The organism is Sandarakinorhabdus sp. (genome assembly GCF_987265915.1).
The window spans coordinates 1,651,697-1,670,573 of record NZ_OZ503948.1 but is presented as its reverse complement, the minus strand read 5'-3'; the positions used below and the strand labels follow the sequence as shown (position 1 = coordinate 1,670,573).

Annotated in this window: 19 protein-coding genes; 10 read left to right on the top strand and 9 right to left on the bottom strand. The window is 67.4% G+C overall.

Features of this window, described 5'->3' with window-relative positions; translation table 11 throughout:
• Positions 1-29: 29 nt before the first annotated feature.
• The gene (locus AC6UUM_RS08120; protein WP_500804818.1) at positions 30-1,271 is read right to left on the bottom strand and encodes an MFS transporter; all 1,242 of its coding nucleotides are present in this window, start codon (positions 1,269-1,271) and stop codon (positions 30-32) included.
• 58 nt (positions 1,272-1,329) lie between these two features.
• On the opposite strand from AC6UUM_RS08120, the gene AC6UUM_RS08115 reads away from it, so the two are divergent.
• Genes AC6UUM_RS08115 through AC6UUM_RS08095 form a run of 5 tightly spaced genes read left to right on the top strand, consistent with a single transcriptional unit; the run spans position 1,330 to position 6,277 of the window.
• Complete coding sequence (locus tag AC6UUM_RS08115) at positions 1,330-1,845, top strand: GNAT family N-acetyltransferase (protein ID WP_500804817.1); 516 nt, start codon at positions 1,330-1,332, stop codon at positions 1,843-1,845.
• A 16-nt stretch (positions 1,846-1,861) separates the two neighbouring features.
• The gene (coaBC, locus tag AC6UUM_RS08110; protein ID WP_500804816.1) at positions 1,862-3,067 is read left to right on the top strand and encodes a bifunctional phosphopantothenoylcysteine decarboxylase/phosphopantothenate--cysteine ligase CoaBC; all 1,206 of its coding nucleotides are present in this window, start codon (positions 1,862-1,864) and stop codon (positions 3,065-3,067) included.
• Positions 3,064-3,513, top strand: a complete 450-nt coding sequence (gene dut / locus AC6UUM_RS08105; protein ID WP_500804815.1) for a dUTP diphosphatase — start codon at positions 3,064-3,066, stop codon at positions 3,511-3,513. Before coaBC ends, dut begins: the two co-directional genes overlap by 4 nt.
• Entirely contained in the window at positions 3,510-4,259 is a 750-nt protein-coding gene (locus AC6UUM_RS08100) for a HesA/MoeB/ThiF family protein (protein WP_500804814.1), read from the top strand. The genes dut and AC6UUM_RS08100 overlap by 4 nt, the downstream gene beginning before the upstream one ends.
• Positions 4,260-4,291: 32 nt before the next feature.
• Positions 4,292-6,277, top strand: a complete 1,986-nt coding sequence (locus AC6UUM_RS08095) for a transglycosylase domain-containing protein (RefSeq protein WP_500804813.1) — start codon at positions 4,292-4,294, stop codon at positions 6,275-6,277.
• Between the two features lie 9 nt (positions 6,278-6,286).
• Here AC6UUM_RS08095 and AC6UUM_RS08090 read toward each other — a convergent pair whose 3' ends face one another.
• From AC6UUM_RS08090 to AC6UUM_RS08075, 4 genes are all read right to left on the bottom strand, one after another.
• Positions 6,287-6,892, bottom strand: coding sequence for a LysE family translocator (locus AC6UUM_RS08090; RefSeq protein ID WP_500804812.1), 606 nt, complete (start codon positions 6,890-6,892; stop codon positions 6,287-6,289).
• A 64-nt stretch (positions 6,893-6,956) separates the two neighbouring features.
• A complete protein-coding gene (locus AC6UUM_RS08085) occupies positions 6,957-7,256 on the bottom strand; it encodes a putative quinol monooxygenase (RefSeq protein ID WP_500804811.1) in 300 nt (99 codons plus the stop codon).
• 4 nt (positions 7,257-7,260) lie between these two features.
• Complete coding sequence (xth, locus tag AC6UUM_RS08080; protein WP_500804810.1) at positions 7,261-8,034, bottom strand: exodeoxyribonuclease III; 774 nt, start codon at positions 8,032-8,034, stop codon at positions 7,261-7,263.
• A gap of 17 nt (positions 8,035-8,051) precedes the next feature.
• A complete protein-coding gene (locus AC6UUM_RS08075; protein ID WP_500804809.1) occupies positions 8,052-9,635 on the bottom strand; it encodes a cisplatin damage response ATP-dependent DNA ligase in 1,584 nt (527 codons plus the stop codon).
• Positions 9,636-9,688: 53 nt separating this feature from the next.
• Between AC6UUM_RS08075 and AC6UUM_RS08070 the strand changes: the two genes are divergently transcribed.
• Both AC6UUM_RS08070 and AC6UUM_RS08065 read left to right on the top strand, forming a co-directional pair.
• Positions 9,689-10,384, top strand: coding sequence for a MerR family transcriptional regulator (locus AC6UUM_RS08070; protein ID WP_500804808.1), 696 nt, complete (start codon positions 9,689-9,691; stop codon positions 10,382-10,384).
• 10 nt (positions 10,385-10,394) lie between these two features.
• On the top strand, positions 10,395-11,066 hold the full coding sequence (locus tag AC6UUM_RS08065) for a spermidine synthase (RefSeq protein WP_500804934.1): 672 nt from the start codon (positions 10,395-10,397) through the stop codon (positions 11,064-11,066).
• 13 nt (positions 11,067-11,079) lie between these two features.
• Here the strand turns inward: AC6UUM_RS08065 and AC6UUM_RS08060 are convergent, their stop codons facing one another.
• The 4 genes from AC6UUM_RS08060 to AC6UUM_RS08045 all read right to left on the bottom strand — a co-directional run bounded on the left by AC6UUM_RS08060 (position 11,080) and on the right by AC6UUM_RS08045 (position 16,105).
• A complete protein-coding gene (locus tag AC6UUM_RS08060) occupies positions 11,080-12,678 on the bottom strand; it encodes an FAD-dependent oxidoreductase (RefSeq protein ID WP_500804807.1) in 1,599 nt (532 codons plus the stop codon).
• 49 nt (positions 12,679-12,727) lie between these two features.
• The gene (locus AC6UUM_RS08055; RefSeq protein ID WP_500804806.1) at positions 12,728-13,873 is read right to left on the bottom strand and encodes a hypothetical protein; all 1,146 of its coding nucleotides are present in this window, start codon (positions 13,871-13,873) and stop codon (positions 12,728-12,730) included.
• A complete protein-coding gene (locus tag AC6UUM_RS08050; protein ID WP_500804805.1) occupies positions 13,870-15,273 on the bottom strand; it encodes a glycosyl transferase family protein in 1,404 nt (467 codons plus the stop codon). The genes AC6UUM_RS08055 and AC6UUM_RS08050 overlap by 4 nt, the downstream gene beginning before the upstream one ends.
• 109 nt (positions 15,274-15,382) lie before the next feature.
• The gene (locus AC6UUM_RS08045; RefSeq protein ID WP_500804804.1) at positions 15,383-16,105 is read right to left on the bottom strand and encodes an acyl-homoserine-lactone synthase; all 723 of its coding nucleotides are present in this window, start codon (positions 16,103-16,105) and stop codon (positions 15,383-15,385) included.
• Positions 16,106-16,159: 54 nt separating this feature from the next.
• Between AC6UUM_RS08045 and thyA the strand changes: the two genes are divergently transcribed.
• From thyA to AC6UUM_RS08030, 3 genes are all read left to right on the top strand, one after another.
• Positions 16,160-17,083, top strand: a complete 924-nt coding sequence (gene thyA / locus AC6UUM_RS08040) for a thymidylate synthase (RefSeq protein WP_500804803.1) — start codon at positions 16,160-16,162, stop codon at positions 17,081-17,083.
• 115 nt (positions 17,084-17,198) lie between these two features.
• Positions 17,199-17,708 (top strand): dihydrofolate reductase, encoded by a 510-nt coding sequence (locus tag AC6UUM_RS08035; protein ID WP_500804802.1) that lies wholly within the window; start codon positions 17,199-17,201, stop codon positions 17,706-17,708.
• Entirely contained in the window at positions 17,708-18,871 is a 1,164-nt protein-coding gene (locus AC6UUM_RS08030) for a dipeptidase (RefSeq protein WP_500804933.1), read from the top strand. The genes AC6UUM_RS08035 and AC6UUM_RS08030 overlap by 1 nt, the downstream gene beginning before the upstream one ends.
• The last annotated feature ends 6 nt before the right edge of the window (positions 18,872-18,877 follow it).

Here is an 18,877-nt window from a genome sequence, read left to right as displayed (position 1 = left end):
GACGATGGTGCCCGATTCCCCCCCGCCTGCTACGCCGCCAAAGGCCTGACGCTCCATCTGACCGGCACGACGCGCGGCACCGCCAGCGCAAAGATCAGCGTGCCCAGCGTGACGATGCCGGCGGTCATCAGGAAGGCCGGGCGATAGCCGGCGGCATCGACGATGATGCCGGTGGCCACCGGCCCGATCACGCCCGACAAATTGCCCAGGCTGGTCTGCACCCCCACCCAGCGTCCGGCCGACGCCGGCCCGGCCATCGTCTGCCCCATGACGAACAGCAGGTTGGGCACCGGTCCATAGCCAAAGCCAGTGACGGCAATCAACGTGAGCAGTAGCGGCCAGCCGTTCACATCGGGCAGCAGCAGCAGGCCGGCGACGCAGGTGCCGACACCGAAAAACAACATGCCGCGCCGCCATTTCGAGCCGTCACCGCCGGCGCGGATGGCGCGGTCGATCGCCCAGGCGCCGATGGTGCCGCCGGCCAGCTGCGCGACATAGAAGGACGCGGTGAGCAGGCTCATGTCGATGATCGAATAGCCGCGCGCCTTGATCAGCCACAGCGGCAGCCAGGCCACGATGAAATAAAGCGGGAACGTCGCCGACAGGTGCAGCGCGGTGATCGCCCACAGGCCGCGGTTGCGCAGCATCTGCGCCAAAGGCACCGCCGTTTCGGTGGTGGAAACCGGCGCTTCGCCTTCGGAAATGCCGCGCCGCGCCAGCCACCACGGCACCAGCCACAACAGGGTGATCAGGCCGAACGCGATGAACATTGCCTGCCAGCCCCACAGATCGAGCATCACCCCGCCGGCCAGCGTGCCGATCAGCGGCCCCACCGCCAGGCCGCCCGAAAGCGAGATATTGGCCAACCCGCGCGCGCCTTCCGGCACCTTGGCGATCAGTTTCGATCCGCACGGGAAGGCGACGCCCTCGCCCAGCCCCATCGCCAGCCGCAGCAGGATCAGCGCGGTCACCCCGCCGGCAAAGCCCATGCCGATCGTGGCCAGTGCCCAGGTGCCAACGCCCAGCGCCATCAGCAGCCGCACGCTCATCCGGTCCGCGAGCCAGCCGGCCAGCGCCAGCGCCGGCACATAGGTCCAGTAGAAGCTGGAGACGATGACGCCATAGCGCTCGTTGGTCAGGCCGAATTCGTCCTTGATCAACGGCGCCGCCACGCTGACCGCGCCGCGATCGATATAGTTCAAGGCAATGGCCACCCCGATCAGGATGATCGCCCATCGCAATTGCGCCGAAATCATCACCAGTCTCCCCAAGCGATGACTTGGCCGGCGCAGGCTTGGCCCGTCAAGTGCTGCGTGTTAGCCAAGCGCCATGGAGATCAAGCGCTTCGATCCCGTGGCCGATGCGGGGCTGTTGCCGGACCTGGCAGCGATGATGGTGGCGGCCGTGGCGGGCGGCGCGTCGATCGGCTTCATGGCGGGATTTGATCAGGCGCAGGCGCTGGCCTGGTGGCAGGCGCGCGCTGCGGCGGCAGTTGGCGGCGAGGTGGTAATCCTGGTGGCGCAGGATGCCGACGGCGCGGCCGGCACTGTCAGCCTGGTGCCGGCCGCCATGCCCAACCAGTTGCACCGCGCCGATGTCGCCAAGATGCTGGTGGCGCCGCGCAGCCAGTGCCAGGGGGTGGGCGCAGCGCTGCTGGCGGCGGTGGAGCGCGAGGCATCGGCGCTGCGCCGCACCACGCTGGTGCTCGATACCATCACCGGCAGCGCGGCGGCACGCCTGTATGAACGCGGCGGCTGGGAACGGGTGGGCGATATCCCGGCCTATGCGCTGATGCCGGATGGCGCGATGGCGCCCACGACGGTCTATACCAAACGGCTCGCGTGAACCGCGGCGCTGCGCTATGGGCGCAGCCGTGCACGGCAAGACCATCCTTCTGATCGTTGGCGGCGGTATTGCCGCATTCAAGGCGCTGGAACTGGTGCGTGAACTGCGCCGCGCCGGGGCCCGCGTGCTGCCGGTGCTCACCGAAAATGGCGCGCGCTTCGTGACGCCGCTGTCGCTCGGCGCGCTGGCCGGCGAAAAGGTGCGCACCAGCCTGTGGGATCTCGAAGATGAAGCCACGATGGGGCATATCCAGCTCAGCCGCGCTGCCGATCTGATCGTCGTCTGCCCGGCCACCGCCGATCTGCTGGCGCGCGCCGCGACCGGCCAGGCCAATGATCTGGCCGCGACGCTGCTGCTCGCCACCGATACGCCGGTGCTGATGGTGCCGGCGATGAATGTGCGCATGTGGCAGCACCCTGCCACGCAACGCAACATCGCGACCTTGCGCGGCGATGGCGTGACCGTGATGATGCCTGACGACGGTGAGATGGCCTGCGGCGAATATGGACCCGGCCGCTTGCCCGAAGTGCCGGCGATCGTCGCAGAAATCGGGGCGGCGATTGCGGCACAGTTCGGCCCGAAACCGCTTTCCGGCCGCCATGCGCTGGTCACCGCCGGGCCGACGCATGAACCCATCGATCCGGTGCGCTTCATCGGCAATCATTCTTCGGGCAAGCAGGGCTTTGCCATCGCCGGCGCGCTGGCAGCGCTGGGCGCGCGGGTCACGCTGGTTGCCGGGCCCGTGCATCTGGCCACGCCGGCCGGTGTCACCCGCATCGATGTGACGACCGCGCGCGCGATGCAAGCCGCCTGTGAAGCCGCCCTGCCCGCCGACATTGCCGTCATGGTCGCCGCCGTCGCCGATTGGCGAGTCGCGACCGCTGGCCAGAAATTGAAGAAGGGCAGCGCGGCCCCGCCGACGCTGACCATGGTGGAAAATCCCGATATCCTTGCCGGCATCGGCCACCATGCCCAGCGCCCGGCGCTGGTGGTGGGCTTTGCCGCCGAAACCGAAGATCTGCTGGCCAGCGCCGCCGCCAAGCGCGCGCGCAAGGGCGCCGACTGGATCGTCGCCAATGATGTCAGCGCCGGCGTGTTCGGCGCAGACGCCACCCATGTACATTTCGTCAGCCAGGCCGGCAGCGAGGATTGGGGCGCAGCGCCGAAACAGGCGGTGGCCGACCGTCTCGCCCACCGCATCGCCGCGCATTTCAAGCCATGATCAGCATCCCCATCACCATCCTGCCGCATGCGGCAGGCCTGCCGCTTCCCGCCTATGCGACACCGGGCGCCGCCGGCATGGACGCGGTCGCCGCCGTCACCGAGACCCATATCCTTGCGCCCGGCGCACGCTTCCCGGTGCCGCTGGGCTTCTGCATGGCCATTCCCGAAGGCTATGAAGTGCAGGTGCGCCCACGCTCCGGCCTGGCGCTTAAAGCTGGCATCACCGTGCCCAACAGTCCCGGCACCATCGACAGTGACTATCGCGGCGAAGTGAAGGCGCTGCTGATCAATCTCGGCAACGAGCCGTTCGCCATCGAGCGCGGCATGCGCATCTGCCAACTCGTGCCCGCCGCCGTCACCCGCGCCGCGCTGGTGCAGGTTGAAGCGCTGGACGACACGACGCGCGGCACGGGCGGCTTTGGCTCGACGGGCCTCTCCACGTGAATTTTTCCGACGACGAGCTTGAACGCTACGCCCGCCACCTCGTGCTGCCCGAATTCGGCGGACGCGGCCAGGCGGCGCTGGCCCGCGCGCGGGTTGTGGTCGTCGGCGCCGGCGGGTTGGGCTCGCCCTGCCTGCTCTATCTCGCGGCCGCCGGAGTCGGCCGGCTGACCATCATCGATGATGATGAAGTCGCGCTGTCCAATCTGCAGCGCCAGATCCTGTTCACCACCGCCGATGCCGGCAGCATGAAGGCCGTGACCGCCGCCACGCATCTGCACACGCTCAACCCGAACATCGAAACCGTTGCGGTGCCGCTGCGCCTCGATGCCGACAATGCCGACGCGCTGCTCGCCGGCCATGATCTGATCATCGATGGCTGTGACAGTTTCGCGACGCGGTTGTTGGTGGCCGATACGGCGCTGGCTTGCCAAGTGCCGCTGCTGTCGGGCGCGGTCGGGCCTTATGATGGCCAGGTGGCGCTGTTCAAAGGGCATGATCCCGCCCTGCCCTGCTACCGCTGCTTCGTCGGTTCGCCACAGGATCAGCCGGACCGCAACTGCGCCGCCACCGGTGTGATCGGCGCACTCACCGGCGTGATCGGCAGCCTGATGGCGCTGGAAGCCATTCGCGAACTATCGGGATATGCGCCGTCAAGCGCCGGTTCATTGTTGTTGTTCGATGCCCGCGCCGGCCGGTTCCGCAGCATATCCTTGCCCAAGGATCCGGCCTGCCCCGCCTGTGCTTGAACGCCTGCAGCGCCCCATAGCTGCCGTATTTGATGGATAATACACTGCCCGTGCCCCCCCGATCCGCCCGCCCGAAATCCCTGCTGCTCGGCTCCATCGTCAAATGGGGGCTGGTGTTGGCGCTTGCCTGCGTCATCGCGCTCAGCATTGCGGTGGCGCTGGCCTACCGCGACCTGCCGAGCTTTGACGACATGAAGCGCAGCCCCAACGGCCAATCGGTGGAGATCAAGGCCGACGACGGCACCGTGCTGGCCAGCATCGGCCCCAGCTATGGCGAATGGCTGAGCTACCCCGAAATCCCCGCCACCATGACCAATGCGATGCTCACCGTTGAGGATCGGCGTTACTGGTATCATCCCGGCATCGATCCGATCGGCATCGTGCGTTCATTCGTGGTCAACACCATGCGCGGCAACAAGGCCCAGGGCGCATCGACCATCACCCAGCAGCTGGCGCGCAACCTGTTCCTCACGTCGTCGAAGGAATATACCCGCAAGCTGCGCGAGGTGGTGCTGGCGCTGGCCATCGAGCGCAAATTCTCCAAGGAAACCATCCTCGAACTCTATCTGAACCGCGTCTATTTCGGCGGCGGCGCCTATGGCATCGATGCCGCATCACGCAAATTCTATGGCCACAGCGCCCGCCGCTTGAGCCTGGAAGAGGCGGCGATCATCGCCGGGCTGGTGAAGGCGCCGTCGCGCTTTTCCCCATCGGCCGATGCCGAAGCCGCCCGCCGCCGCGCCGCCACGGTGATCGCCGTCATGGTCGATGCCGGGCGCATCACGCCCGAAGAAGCCCGCGCCGCCGATCCGGCGCTGGTGCGCTTCACCCCGCAGGCGCGCGTGGCCGGCGTGCGCTATTTCACCGATTGGGTGCTCGCCGAGCTCGAAAATCTGACCGACGAAGCCAATGAGCCGCTTTCGGTTGAAACCACGCTGAACGCGCAAGGGCAGGCCTGGGCCGAAGCCGCCATCCGCGCCGAAGCCCCCAAGGGTTCGCAAGGCGCGCTTGTGGCGTTGGCGCGCGATGGCGCGGTGAAGGCGATGGTGGGCGGCACCGATTATGTGCGGTCCAATTACAACCGCGCGATCACGGCGCGGCGCCAGCCGGGTTCGGCATTCAAGATGTTCGTTTACGCCGCCGCGCTCGAATCCGGCATCACGCCAGACGATATCTACGAAGACAAGCCGGTCACCATCGGCAACTGGAGCCCGAAGAACAATGATGGCCGTTTCGCCGGCCCGGTGTCGGTGAAACAGGCGTTTGCGCTGTCGATCAACACCGTGGCGGTGCAGATCGCCGAGCAGGTCGGGTTCGATACGGTCGCCGAAATGGCGCGGCGCTTCGGCATTTCCACGCCGATCGATCGGCAGCCGGCGATGGCGCTGGGCGCTTCGGTAGCAACCGTGTTCGAAATGACCAACGCCTATGCGACCGTCGCCAATGGCGGCCAGGAAAACGCCCCCTATGCCATCACCCGCGTCGTCACCGGCAGCGGCCGCGTGCTGTTCAGCCGCGCCGCCGGCGACACCCGCCAGGTGATCGCGCCCGTGGTGGCCGCGCAACTGACGCAGTTGATGCAGGCCGCGGTCGAACAGGGCACGGCGCGGGCGGCGCAGATCGGCCGACCGCTGGCGGGCAAGACCGGCACGACCAGCAGCAACAAGGATGGCTGGTTCATCGGTTTTTCCTCCGGCCTCACCACCGGCGTATGGATGGGCCGGGATGACAATCGCGCCGTGCCTGGCCTCGCAGGCGGCCGCGCCCCGGCCCGCGCCTTTGCGCAATATATGGCCCGCGCCGTCGGCGGCACCCCGCCCGAAGCGCTGGTGACGGAATTCGCCGACGAGACGATGCTGCTGGAGCCGGACGCCGAATCCTATGGCATCACCCCCGATGGCACCCAGCCGACGGAGGGCGAGGCGGCGCCGGCCGAAGACGCGCCGCGGCTGGATCAGAACTGGCTGGATCAGACGCTGAAGGAACCGGCGCCGCAAAAGCCGCCGCAAGGCCGCTGAGCGCCGACCTCACAGATCGGCCACCAGAAACGATACCGCAATCGCCAGCATCACCAGCGCAAAGCCGCGCCGGACAGGCTTCAGGCGCGCCGGACTCGTCAGCAGCGCCCGCGCCCCGGCGCCGGCAAGTACGATGGCCAGATGAATGGCCGTGGCAATGGCCGCGCTGACCAGCGACAGGATCATCGCTGGCCCCAAGGTAAGCTCTGCGGCGGGCATGAACTGCGGCGCCACCACCACGAAGAAGATATAGGCCTTCGGATTGAGCAGGTTGATGGTTGCGCCCGTGGCAAAGGCGCGCCAGGCGCTGCTGGCTGGCGGCCGCGCCGTGGGCGCTTGCCCGGCATCACGCCAGGCATTGATCGCCAGCCACAGCATCATCGCCGCCCCGGCCACACGCAGCCAGATCCAGTATTGTGGCGCCGCCTGCAACAACGCCGCCAGCCCCAGCGCCGCCAGCAGCCCGTTGGCCAACAAACCGATCGCCACGCCTGCCACCGCCGCCAGCCCGCTGCGCCGGCCTTCGGTCGCCGCCAGCCCGGCCAGCCAGGCCATGTTCGGCCCCGGCGTCAGTTCGATCAGCAGCACGGCAAGGGCGAAACCAAGCAGGTCCAAATGGGGCGCCTCCAAGCCGTTGTTTTAGCACCTCCCGGTCAGAAAGCGACCGCCCAGCGCGCCGTCAAACCGGCTGCGCGTCCCCGACTTCATACAGCACCAGGTTCCGTTCCCCGATGCCCAGTGCTGGCCACGCCGCCCGCCATGCCGCGATATGCTCTGTGGCAAAATGCCGATCGAGCGCGGCGCGGTCGTGCCACAGTTCGGAAATGTGGATCAGTCCGGGATCGAACAGATCATCGGCATAGGCGTAGCGGATGCAGCCCGGCTCGGCGCGGCTGGCTGTCACCATGCGTTCCATGATCGGCCGAGCATCCGCCAGCTTTTCAGGCGGCAAGCGCACGGTTCCAACGATCAGCACCATGGCCTCAAACCTCCCGCAGCCGCACCCAGGTCGGCGCGTGGTCGCTGGCCTTTTCCTGCCCGCGCACGTCGCGCATCACGCCGGCATCCTCCAGCCGGTCCGCCGCCAGCGGCGACAGCAGCAGGTGATCGATGCGAAAGCCATGATCCTGCGGCCAGGCCCCGGCCTGATAATCCCAGAAGCTCCAGATGCCGCCTTTCGGGTGCAGGCTGCGCACCGCATCGGTCCAGCCCTGCCAGAGCAGTTCGCGATAGGCGGCGCGCGATTCGGGTTGCATCAGCGCATCATCGGCCATGCGACGCGGATCCCAGATATCATCATCGTTCGGTATCACATTGTAATCGCCGGCCAGCACCACCGGCTGCGCAAGGGCCAGCAAACCATGGGCATGCGCGTTCAGCCGCCGCATCCAGGCCAATTTATAGTCGAACTTCGGCCCCGGCTGCGGATTGCCGTTGGGTAGGTAAATACTCGCCACCCGCACGCCCATCACCTCGGCCTCAAGATAACGCGACTGTTCATCCGCATCATCGCCGGGCAGGCCGCGCTGCACTTCGGTGGCCGGCTCACGCGACAATATGGCGACGCCGTTGAAGCCTTTCTGGCCGTGTACCAAACAGTGGTAGCCAGCCGCCTTCAGCTCATCGACCGGGAAATTCTCCGAAACCGTCTTGATCTCCTGCAGGCAGGCGACATCGGGCCTGGCGGCCTCCAGCCATTCCAGCAGGCGCGGCAGGCGGGCGTTGGTGCCGTTGATGTTGAAGGTGGCGATGAGCATCTTCGCAGCCTAGGCGCTCAGGTCGCCAGCTTCAACAGCGTGGCAATCATGTCGGCCTCCGCCGCCGGCTTGTCGGTGCGGATGCGCGAAATCCGCGGGAAGCGCATGGCCAGGCCGGATTTGTGCCGGCTCGACGCATGGATGCTGTCGAACGCCACTTCCAGCACCAGCGATTTTTCGACCTCGCGCACCGGGCCGAACTTCGCCACCGTGTGCCCGCGAACGAACTTGTCGAGCATCGCCAGCTCCGCATCGGTGAAGCCGCTATAGGCCTTGCCAACGGGGAGCAACTGGCCATCGTCGGTCCAGCAGCCGAAGCTATAGTCGCTGTACAGGCTCGATCGCTTGCCATGGCCGCGCTGCGCATACATCAGCACGCAATCGGCGGTGAGCGCGCTGCGTTTCCATTTGTACCACAGGCCGCCACGCCGGCCGGCGACATAGGGCGCATCGCGGCGTTTCAGCATCAGGCCCTCGATCGCCGCATCGCGCGCCGCATCGCGCAAGGCGGCCAGCGTGTCCCAATCCGCCGCCACCACCAACGGCGACAGTTCGAACCGCGCCGGATCGAGCGCTGGCATCAGCGCCTCCAGCCGCGCCCGGCGCATAGCCCAAGGCTGCGCGCGCAGATCCTCCCCGCCCACGCTCAAGAGATCATAGACGCGGATGAACGCCGGCCGTTCCGCCATCAGCTTGGCCGGCGGCGCCTTGCGGCCCAGCCGTTGCTGCAAGGCGTTGAAGCTGCCAGATGCCGCGATGCTGTCAGCCTGGCCCTCCCCGCGCACCAGCAATTCGCCATCCAGCGCCGCCGGCAGGTTCAGCGCGCCGGCGACATCGGGAAAGGCGCCCGACACATCATCGCCGGTACGGCTGAACAAGCGCGTCACACCGCCGGCATGGACGATCTGCACGCGGATGCCGTCCCACTTCCACTCCGCGACATGGGTTTCCAGATCGAGCCGCTCGCCCTCGTCCAACGGGCCCGCCAGCATGAACGGCCGGAACACCGGCACATCGCCAGCGGTCGGTTGCGCGGCCTTGCCAGTGCCCCAGGCAAACAGCGCCGCAAACGGCGGACTGAGCCCGTGCCACACCTCCTCCACAGCCTCCACATCCAGGCCGAAGCCTTGCGCAAAGCCGGTCTTCGCCAGCCGCGCCGACACGCCGACGCGCAGGGCGCCAGTGGCCAGCTTGATCAGCGCATAGCGGCCCTGCACATCCAGCCGATCGAGCAGCGCCGTCACCACGGCGGGCGCCGCTGCACGGCCCAAGCCTGAGAGCTGCCCGACCACCTCGCCCAGCGTGGGCGGCGGCGGCTTGTCGCCCGGCGCGTCAGGCCACAACAGCGAGATTGTTTCGGCCATGTCGCCGACGAAATCATGACTCAGCGCAAACAAGGTTGGGTCCACCCGCTGCGCCATCAACGCCTTGAGCAAGCTGGGCTGCACCGCCTTCAGATCGAGCGTGCCGGTCAAGGCCGCCAGCCCCCAGCCGCGATCGGGATCGGGCGTTGCCAGCAGCCAATCGGCGATCAGCCGCAGCTTGGCATTGCGCGACCGCGTGTAGAGCAGCGCATCGAGCAGGCGGGCGAACGACTCCATTACCTGTGGGGTTAGCATGGCGGGCCGGGATGCGCTAAGGCCCGCATATGCGCATGCGCGATCTTGAAAAGGCCAGCGGAGTCGGCCGCGAAACCATCCGCTACTATATCCGCGAAGGCCTGCTGCCGGAGCCCGACAAGGCCAGCCGCAACAGTGCGCGCTATTCCGATGAACATGTCGCCCGGCTGAAGGCCATCAAGCGCCTGCAGGAAGAGCGATTCCTGCCCCTGGCCGTCATCCGCACGCTGCTGGAAGCCGGTGAAAGTGGCCTCTGGGGTGACCGCTGGCTGCTGCCCGAAGCCTTCCCGATGCTCGACGCGCTGCTCGCCCAGCGCCTGGAGGCCGCAGGCCCGGCGCGTGTGGCGGTCGCCGATCTGGCGCTGCCGGAACACGATGGACACGACCATCTGGCCGATCTGACCATAACGGTTGCCGACGATGGCACGATCAGCGCCCGCGACGCCGCCATCCTGCGCACCGTGCAGCGGCTGGACGAGATCGGCTTCACCCCCGAACTCGGCTTCGATGGCGGCCAGATGCGGCTGTACAATGTGCTGATCGATTGGGTGACGACGCAGGAACTGCGGCTGTTCCTCGAACACACCGCCGGGCATGTGGGCGAGGCCAAGGCGCTCGACATGGCCGAACAGGGCATCGCGCTGGTCAACGACCTCCTCGGCCAACTGCGCACCCGCGCCCTGCTGCGCAAGCTGGCGGAACGCCGGCGGATCGCGAACGACAATCTGTGAGCGCTTGGCCGTGACGCCGCGTGAACTCATCGGCGTGGCCGACGTGCCCGGCGGGGCGCCGCTGCGGCTGTTCCAGCGCGGCGGCGATTTCATGATCGTGCTGGACCGCAACGAATTGATGAGCACGAGGCAGCATGGCTCCGAAGTGGCGCTCGGGCTTATGGCGTGCGACCGGCTGGCTTGTGGCCCCAAGCCGCACATGCTGATCGGCGGCTATGGCATGGGCTTCACGCTGCGCGCCGTGCTGGGCCGGCTGGCGGCGGACGCGCGGGTGACGGTCGTTGAACTGGTGCCGGGGATTATCGAATGGGCGCGCGGGCCCATGGCGGCGGTGACCGATGGCTGCCTGGTTGACCCGCGCGTGACGCTGACCATGGGCGACGTGGCGGAAACGATCGGGCAGGCGACGGCGGCCTATGATGCGATATTGCTCGATGTCGACAACGGGCCGGACGGGCTGACGCGCGAAGCCAATGACGGGATCTACAGCAAGCAGGGCCTGGCCGATGCGAAACGCGCGCTGCGCCCCGGCGGTGTGCTCGCCGTCTGGTCAGCCGCGCCCGACCCGGCGTTCGAGCGCCTGCTGGGGCGCACCGGGCTGGCGGTCGAGACGGTGCGGGTGCGGGCGCGCGAAAATGGCAAGGGGGCTGCGCACGTCATCTGGTTTGCCACGAAGCGCTGAGGGCCAATCCCCCTCACCCCTCCGGCCGCACATGCCGATAGACATGGCTGATCACCACCGATCCCTCGCCCACTGCCGACGCCACGCGCTTGACCGATGCGCCGCGCACGTCGCCGACGGCGAAAATGCCGGAACATGATGTTTCATAAGGCGAATTGGGGTGGCCCCCAAGGGCTTCGACGTCGGTGCCGGTGCAGATATAGCCCTTCGCATCCAGCGTCACCAGATCGCCGAGCCAGGCAGTGTTGGGCGCGGCGCCGACCATGATGAACAGCGATCGGCAGGCGATGCTTTGGGCTTCGCCGGTCTGGCGGTTCGTCAGCGTCAGGCTTTGCAGCCGGTCATCGCCGGCCAGCGCGGTGACTTCGCTATGATAATGGATGGTGATCGCCGGATCGGCCTCCAGGCGATTGAGCAGATAGCTCGACATCGATGCCGCCAGATCGCCGCCGCGCACCACCACATGCACATGGGCCGCATGGCGGCTGAGGAACATCGCGGCCTGGCCGGCGCTGTTGCCGCCGCCGACGATCACCGCTTCGCTGCTGCGGCAGTAACGCGCCTCATTCTCGGTGGCGGCGTAATAGACGCCATTGCCTTCGAATTCTTCCAGGCGGGCCAGCGGCAGGCGGCGATACTGCACGCCGGTCGCCACCACCACGGCGCGGGCGCACACCGATTGGCCATCGTCAAACGTCACGCAGAAGCTGCCGTCCTCGCGCTTTGAGATGCCGGTAGCGCGCAGCGGCACCGCAAAGCGCGTGCCGAATTTCATTGCCTGTACCTCGCCGCGCCACACCAGATCGGCGCCCGAAATGCCGGTGGGAAAGCCCATGTAATTCTCGATCCGGCTGGAGGTGCCGGCTTGGCCGCCGATGGCGAGATCCTCCACCACCAGCGCCGCCAGGCCTTCGGACCCGGCATAGACCGCCGCCGCCACCCCGGCCGGGCCGCCGCCGACGATCAGCACATCGACCATCTGTTCGGCATCAAGACTGATATCGAGGCCCAGCAATCGCGCCACCTTGGCCGGGGTGGGATCAGCGATGATCTGATCCGCACCAAAGATCACCGCCGGCGCCGCGCCCTCTTCCAGCGGCAGGCTGCGATAGGGGATGCGGTTGCGCGCGGCGAATTCGGCGACACGGCGCACGGTCAGGCTTTCATCCTCACCGAACAGGCGCAGCGCGCCATCGCCTTCCTCGATCTGCCGCCGCCGCCGCGCCGCCAGCACGCCGATGATGATGTCCGACATTTCGGGCACCCGGCTCATCAGGCCGAGCATGGTTTCGCGCGGCACTTCGATCAGCACTGTGTCTTGCGCGGCGCGCATCGGCAGGGACCAGCGCCCGCCTGACAGGAAGGCGATTTCCGCCATGAACTGGCCGGGGCCGAGCGTGGAGGGCAGCTTGCGCAGCCCGGTCAGGCTGTCCACCACCTCGACCTCGCCGGATTCCAGCAGCATGAAGCGATCGACTGGATCGCCTAGGCCGGCGATCATGGTGCCGGCGGCATAGCGGCGCCGTTGCCCGGCGGCCTTGATCTCGGCGACATGGGCGTCGGCCAGCGGTTGGCGCTGCGTCTGGCGCAGATCGAATGCAATGCTTTCCATGGGGTGAGCATATGGCAATGCCGGGCTGCGAAACAACCGGGCGCAGCAATCAGAACCCCGCCGAGATCGTTACCGCCGGACCGCTGCCGGGCGCGGCATTGCCGGCCACGCGCTGCCGCCAATCCGCTTGCAGTCGCACGCCCTTCACCTGCGCATTGATCGAGGGGCCAACATCGACCCGCCACACATCGGGCGCGCCGGTTTGCAGGCTGGCCCAGGTGCCGGCGCTCAGCATTGCGGGGCCGATGCGCAACAGGCGCGCGCTCGCCTGCGCACCGGCATAGGCCTGGCCGCGGCCGAGCACGCCGGCTTCGCCATAACCGCTGAACCACCCATGCGTGCCGCCGGCGGCAAGGCGCAGGGTCCAATCGCCGCGCGTTGCGCTGCCAATCGCGATCAGGCGTTCGACGCTGAGCGAGACGCCGGGCGCCAGCGTCTGGCGTAGGCCGACGGCGGCCTGGGCAGTATCGGCGCGCACGCCGGCGGGATCAGCGGCGACATTGGCGCGCGCCACCAGCGCCAAGGGCCGCTGCGCATGGGGATCAGGCAAAAAGGCGATGCTGCCGCCCATCTGGCCGCCGCCCAATGCCGGGCTGGCAGCCGGAATCGAAAGGTCCTTGGCGCCGCCGCCATCACGCAGCAATGCGAAGCCGCCAATCTGCCAGCGCCGGCCCAGCGCGGCGCGGTCGGCCTGCCACTGGCGGTTGTCAGCAAGGCTGAGAGCCGCATCGAACAGCGCGGCGGCCTGCCGGCGCTGGCCGGCGCGCAGCCGATCATAGGCGGATTGCGCGAGGCGAAAGGCGGCGGTGTTCTGGGGCTGAATGGGCGCGGCCAATGCCGGCGCGACAGATGCAGCGGGAGGCGGCGGCGCGGCGGGCTGCTCTGTGGTGAGTTCGATCCGCAGCGCGGTTTGGGGTTGCTGTGGCCGGGGGACAAGCCTGCGCCCGACAGCGTCAAGTCGTCTGACGCGCAAAGCCTCTTGCCCAGGCGCTGAAATCCTGCTGACCGCTGCCACCCGAACAACCGCCGGTGGACGTTGCGGCACCAGCAACGCCGCCACCTCGCCCATCCGCGCGCCGATCACCGGCCAGCGCCAGCCCAGCCACACCATGAACAGCGCCAACAACAAGGCCAGGGCGCGGAACGGCCGCCCGCGCCGCGCCGCCCTGCTGATTGCCGCGGCGCTGCCGGTCACGCCGCGCCGGGGAAACGATGCACCGTCTTGTCCCAGCGCGGCTGGCGGCCGGCGCGCAGGGCCGCAGCATAGATGCGAATCGCGCGCACCGCCGCTGCGGCATTGATCAGATTGCCCACCGCGGCGCGCGGGGTGGCCAGCAACGCCTCCACCGGGCCGTGCAACCGGAAGGTGAACCAGGCGCGCATCGCCAGCCGCCACACCAGGAGCAGCCAGTTGATCCACAACAGCCACAACAATGGCCCACCCGCTGCCACCGGCAGCTGCGCCGCCGCCGGCCAGGCCATGCGCAGCGCCGTATCCAGCGCCAGCAGCAACGCCAGCCCATAGGCCGCCAGCGTGACCAGCGCCATCAGCGGTGCCTTGCGATCGCGCAGCAACATCCAGCGCTGCACCGCCCCGCCCTGCCAGCCCAGCCGATCCCAGCCGGCGAGCGCGATGCCGACCAGCCAGCGCGATTTCTGCTTCACCGCGCTGCGGAAATCCGCCGGGAAATGTTCGGCGGTGGCAATGGGGGCACCGCCAGCCCATTCCCATACCAGCACGCCGCGCCCGCCGCCGGCGTGCAGGCGCTGGCCCAGTTCATAATCCTCGGTCAGGCTGTCGGCATCGAACACCGGCCCGCCGCGCTGTGCTGCAATCCGGCCCAGAAGTTCCCGGCAGAAGACCACGCCGACCCCGGCCGAAGGCAGGCCGGCGCCCAGCCATTGCCGCACCAGCAGATCCTTGGCGTGGCTTTCGGCGAATTCATCGATGTAATGCCCGGATATCAACGGGCTGGCTTCGTCCACCAGCGGGATCACCGGCAATTGCACCATGGCGCGGCCGGGCAGATGGCGCGCGAACACCGCCAGTTCGGCCCCATGCACCACATCTTCGGCATCGTGCAGCACCACCCCGGCAAAGCGCCGGCCGCACGCGACCTCATCGGCGCACAGCGCTTGCCACAGGCCATTCAGGCAATCGGCCTTGGTGGTCGGCCCCGGCAGCGGACCAATCACCGCCTGCACCCGCGCAGCGGCCACCGCAGCCACTGCGGCGATGCCGGCCGGATCATTGGGATAAAGGCCAACGAACACCCGCACATCCGGCCAATCCAGCCCGGCCAGCAACCGCCGCAGCATGGCGCCAATCACCGCCGATTCGTCCCAGGCCGGGATCAAAATGGCAAAGGCCGGCGGCGGCCCCAGCTGCGGGGCAGGCTTCACCCGGCCGGCGCGCGCGGCGGCTGGCATGAACAGCCAGATCAGATCGATCGCCAGATCATCCAGGCCATTGATCGCCACGATGATCGCCACCAACAGCAGCACTTCGCCAAGCGCCACATGCCAGACGGCCAGCAGATCGGCCGCGATCATCGCCTTGAGTTCGCAGGATGAGTGCCCCGGCCCCGCCCGCATCCAGCAGACGGGGAGGGCCGTTTGCAGATCAGGGCAAGGAACCGGGGCACCCTCGACATGGGCATGAGCAGCGCAGGGTCAAAACGCTGCTGCACGCACCGTGTCGATCTCAGTTGGCCCGTTGCGGCAACACCGCGTCGGGCAAATCCCAGGCGCCGCGCAGTCGCGCCAGCGTGTCGGCGTTCACCAATATCTGCAGCGCCGCCATCGCATCCTGGCCCTCACCATGCGGCAGCCCGAGCGGTTCGGCATCCCAGCCGATGCTGAGCAGGCTGGGCAACCAGGGCAGATGGGTGACCATGGTGTAGCGGGTGATGCCGTGCGCCAACGCATGTTCGAACAAGGCCACCGAAAGCTGCCGGCGCACCTGCAAGGCTTCGGCACGGTTCAGCGCCGGCGCGGTGACCAGCCGGGTGATTTCCCAAACGTCCCGGCCCACCGGCACACCATCTGCACACAGATGCGGAAACACCTCGCCCAGCATGTGCGGCGCTATGCTGGGCAGCAGCCGCACCGATCCCAGATGGCGGCCGGTTTGCGCCTGGTGGACGATCAGATACAGCGTGTCGTCGCCATCATATTGATCCAGTTCGTGCAAGCCATCGGGTGAATGCAGATTCCAGCCCAGCCGATCGATCAGCACACGCTTGCGATCCTGCCACATTGCCGATCGGATCGCGGCGGTCTCGGCGCTGCGGCCATGCGTGCGAAGCGCCCGCGCCGCACCATGATCGTCGCGCCAGGGCCCAGGGATGGCCTGGATATCCTTGCTGGTGCCGGCGGCGGCACTACCAAATTTTGGGCCGACCTTGGGGGGGTGTATTGTTGCCATGCCCGGATGATCGCGGCAGTTGACGGCGGTTGGCGATATCCCTGACAAGGGGCAATGACTGCGACCGGCGAAGCCCAATATCTTGACCTCGTGCAGCGTGTATGGCGCGATGGCGTGCTGCGCGGCGATCGCACCGGCACGGGAACGCGCGCGCTGTTCGGCGAAATGCTGAAATTCGATCTGAGCGATGGCACGGTGCCGCTGCTCACCACCAAGCGCGTCTATTGGAAATCGGCCATCCGCGAGTTGATCTGGTTCCTGAACGGCGAATCAAACATCCGGCCGCTGGTGGCGCAGGGCGTGCATATCTGGACCGATTGGCCGCTGGATGCCTATCGCAAGGCGACCGGCGAAGCGATCAGCCGCGATGATTTCGAAGCGCGCATCATCGCCGACGAGGATTTCGCGGTACGCTGGGGCGATCTGGGGCCGGTCTATGGCGTGCAGTGGCGGCGCTGGCCGCGTTTTGCCGCCAACGCGGATGGCAGTTTCCGTGCCGACACGCCGGTCGATCAACTGGCCGAACTGGTGCACGGCCTGAAAGCCAATCCCACCAGCCGCCGCCACATCTTCACCGGCTGGAACGTGCCGGAACTGGGCCGCATGGCGCTGCCGCCCTGCCACATGACCTATCAATATTTTGTCGCTGATGGCCGGCTGTCGGGCATTCTCTATCAGCGCAGTTGCGATCTGGGCCTGGGCTTTCCGTTCAACATCTTCGAAGCCGCGGTGCTGATCCGCATGCTGGCGCAGCAGTGCGGGCTGGAACCAGGCACGCTCACCTGGATGGGGGCGGACTGCCATTTGTATGTAAACCACGAACATCTGGTGACGGAGCAATTGTCACGCACCCCCCGTCCCTTCCCGCGTCTGGATTTCGCGCGCCAGCCGGCCGATCTGTTCAGCTATGGGCTCGAGGATTTCGTGATCGAGGGTTATGATCCGCACCCGCATATCGCGGCGCCGGTGGCGGTGTGAACAAAAATTTCCCACCCCCAACCCCTCCCGCAAGCGGGAGGGGAGCAGATTGGGCAAGAAGCGAAACGCTCCCCTCCCGCTTGCGGGAGGGGCTGGGGGTGGGGAAGGACGCACCATGACCCTCGACATCACTCTGGTCGTCGCCCGCGCGAAAAACGGTGTCATCGGCCTCAATGGCGCCATGCCCTGGCACCTATCGGCCGACCTCAAGCGCTTCAAAGCCATCACCGTCGGCAAGCCCGTCGTCATGGGCCGCAAGACCTTTGAATCCATCGGCAAGCCTTTGCCAGGCCGCCAGAATATCGTGCTCACCCGTGATCCAGACTGGCGCGCCGAGGGCGTCACCATCGTGCCCAACCTCGCCGAAGCCATTGCCGCCGCCGGCCTTGATCCGCGCATCCGCGGCCACATCATGATCATCGGCGGCGCCGAAATCTATGCGCTCGCCCTGCCCATCGCCACGCGGATCGAACTGACCGAGATCGACGCGGAGCCGGATGGCGACACGTTCATGCCGGCGTTCGCGTCCGATCACTGGCGGGAAATTGCCCGCGTGACGCACCCGCCCGAAGCGGGCAAACCGGGCTTTGCCTTCGTCACACTCGAACGGCGACAGGGGGAATGATGCGCAAGCTGCTGATCGGGCTGGGCGGGCTGCTGCTGGCGGCGGCCATCGGCTTCTTCGTGTTCGTGCCGGGCATCGCCGAGCGCGGCATGAACCGCACCACCGGGGCCAACTGGCCGGTCGCGGCGCCAGCGCAGGCGCTGCACCAGCGCCTGGCCATCATCGATCTGCACGCCGACACCCTATTGTGGAAACGCGATCTGCTGTCGGAAACCAGCCAGGGGCATGTCGATCTCAAGCGCCTCGAAACCGGCAATGTCGCGCTGCAGGTGTTCTCCAGCGTCACCAAGACCCCGGTCGGCCAGAATTATGACAGCAACGGCGCGGACAGCGACAATATCACCCTGCTCGCCATCGGCCAGTTGCAGCCGATCCGCACCTGGACCAGCCTGCTGGAACGATCCTTGTGGCACGCGCAAAAACTGCACGATGCCGAGGCCCGCGCCGCCGGGCGGCTGCGCATCATCAAGACTCCGGCCGATCTGGCGCGCCTGCTCGCCGACCGCGCGGCGGGCCGCAAGGTGACCGGCGCCTTGCTCTCCACCGAAGGCAGCCAGAATCTGGAAGGCAAGATCGCCAACGTCGCGCGCCTGCACGCCGCGGGTTTTCGCATGATCGGCCTGGTGCATTTCTTTGACAATGACGTCGGCGGATCGATGCACGGCATCACCAAGGGCGGCCTCACGCCGTTTGGCGTGGCTGTGGTGAAAGACGCCGAAGCGCGCGGCATCATCATCGATGTCGCGCACAGCAGCGCCGCCACCGTTACCGACGTGCTGCGCATCGCCACCCGCCCGGTGGTCGTTTCCCACGGCGGCGTGAAGGCCATTTGCGATACGCCGCGCAACCTGACCGACGATCAGCTGCGCGCGCTCCGTGCCAATGGCGGCATGATCGGCATTGGTTATTGGGATGCCGCCGTCTGCCAGCCGACGCCGCAGGCCACGGCCCGCGCAATCCTGCACGCCGCGCGCGTCGCCGGGATCGATCATGTCGGGCTGGGCAGCGATTATGATGGTTCGACCACCGTGGGGTTCGATACCGCGCATATCGCTGCCGTGACCGATGCATTGCTGGCCGCCGGCATGAGCGAAGCCGATATTGCCAAGGTGATGGGCGGCAATGCGGCGCGCCTGCTTGCCGCTGGCCTCGCTCCGCGATAAGCGCGC

Excerpts from the sequence above, each read along its gene's own strand:
- AC6UUM_RS08115 (WP_500804817.1), top strand. The coding sequence starts at position 1,330 with ATGGAGATCAAGCGCTTCGATCCCGTGGCCGATGCGGGGCTGTTGCCG.
- coaBC (WP_500804816.1), top strand. The coding sequence starts at position 1,862 with ATGGGCGCAGCCGTGCACGGCAAGACCATCCTTCTGATCGTTGGCGGC.
- dut (WP_500804815.1), top strand. The coding sequence starts at position 3,064 with ATGATCAGCATCCCCATCACCATCCTGCCGCATGCGGCAGGCCTGCCG.
- AC6UUM_RS08095 (WP_500804813.1), top strand. The coding sequence starts at position 4,292 with ATGGATAATACACTGCCCGTGCCCCCCCGATCCGCCCGCCCGAAATCC.
- AC6UUM_RS08085 (WP_500804811.1), bottom strand. The coding sequence starts at position 7,256 with ATGGTGCTGATCGTTGGAACCGTGCGCTTGCCGCCTGAAAAGCTGGCG.
- xth (WP_500804810.1), bottom strand. The coding sequence starts at position 8,034 with ATGCTCATCGCCACCTTCAACATCAACGGCACCAACGCCCGCCTGCCG.
- AC6UUM_RS08075 (WP_500804809.1), bottom strand. The coding sequence starts at position 9,635 with ATGGAGTCGTTCGCCCGCCTGCTCGATGCGCTGCTCTACACGCGGTCG.
- AC6UUM_RS08070 (WP_500804808.1), top strand. The coding sequence starts at position 9,689 with ATGCGCGATCTTGAAAAGGCCAGCGGAGTCGGCCGCGAAACCATCCGC.
- AC6UUM_RS08060 (WP_500804807.1), bottom strand. The coding sequence starts at position 12,678 with ATGGAAAGCATTGCATTCGATCTGCGCCAGACGCAGCGCCAACCGCTG.
- AC6UUM_RS08050 (WP_500804805.1), bottom strand. The coding sequence starts at position 15,273 with ATGCGGGCGGGGCCGGGGCACTCATCCTGCGAACTCAAGGCGATGATC.
- AC6UUM_RS08045 (WP_500804804.1), bottom strand. The coding sequence starts at position 16,105 with ATGGCAACAATACACCCCCCCAAGGTCGGCCCAAAATTTGGTAGTGCC.
- thyA (WP_500804803.1), top strand. The coding sequence starts at position 16,160 with ATGACTGCGACCGGCGAAGCCCAATATCTTGACCTCGTGCAGCGTGTA.
- AC6UUM_RS08035 (WP_500804802.1), top strand. The coding sequence starts at position 17,199 with ATGACCCTCGACATCACTCTGGTCGTCGCCCGCGCGAAAAACGGTGTC.
- AC6UUM_RS08030 (WP_500804933.1), top strand. The coding sequence starts at position 17,708 with ATGCGCAAGCTGCTGATCGGGCTGGGCGGGCTGCTGCTGGCGGCGGCC.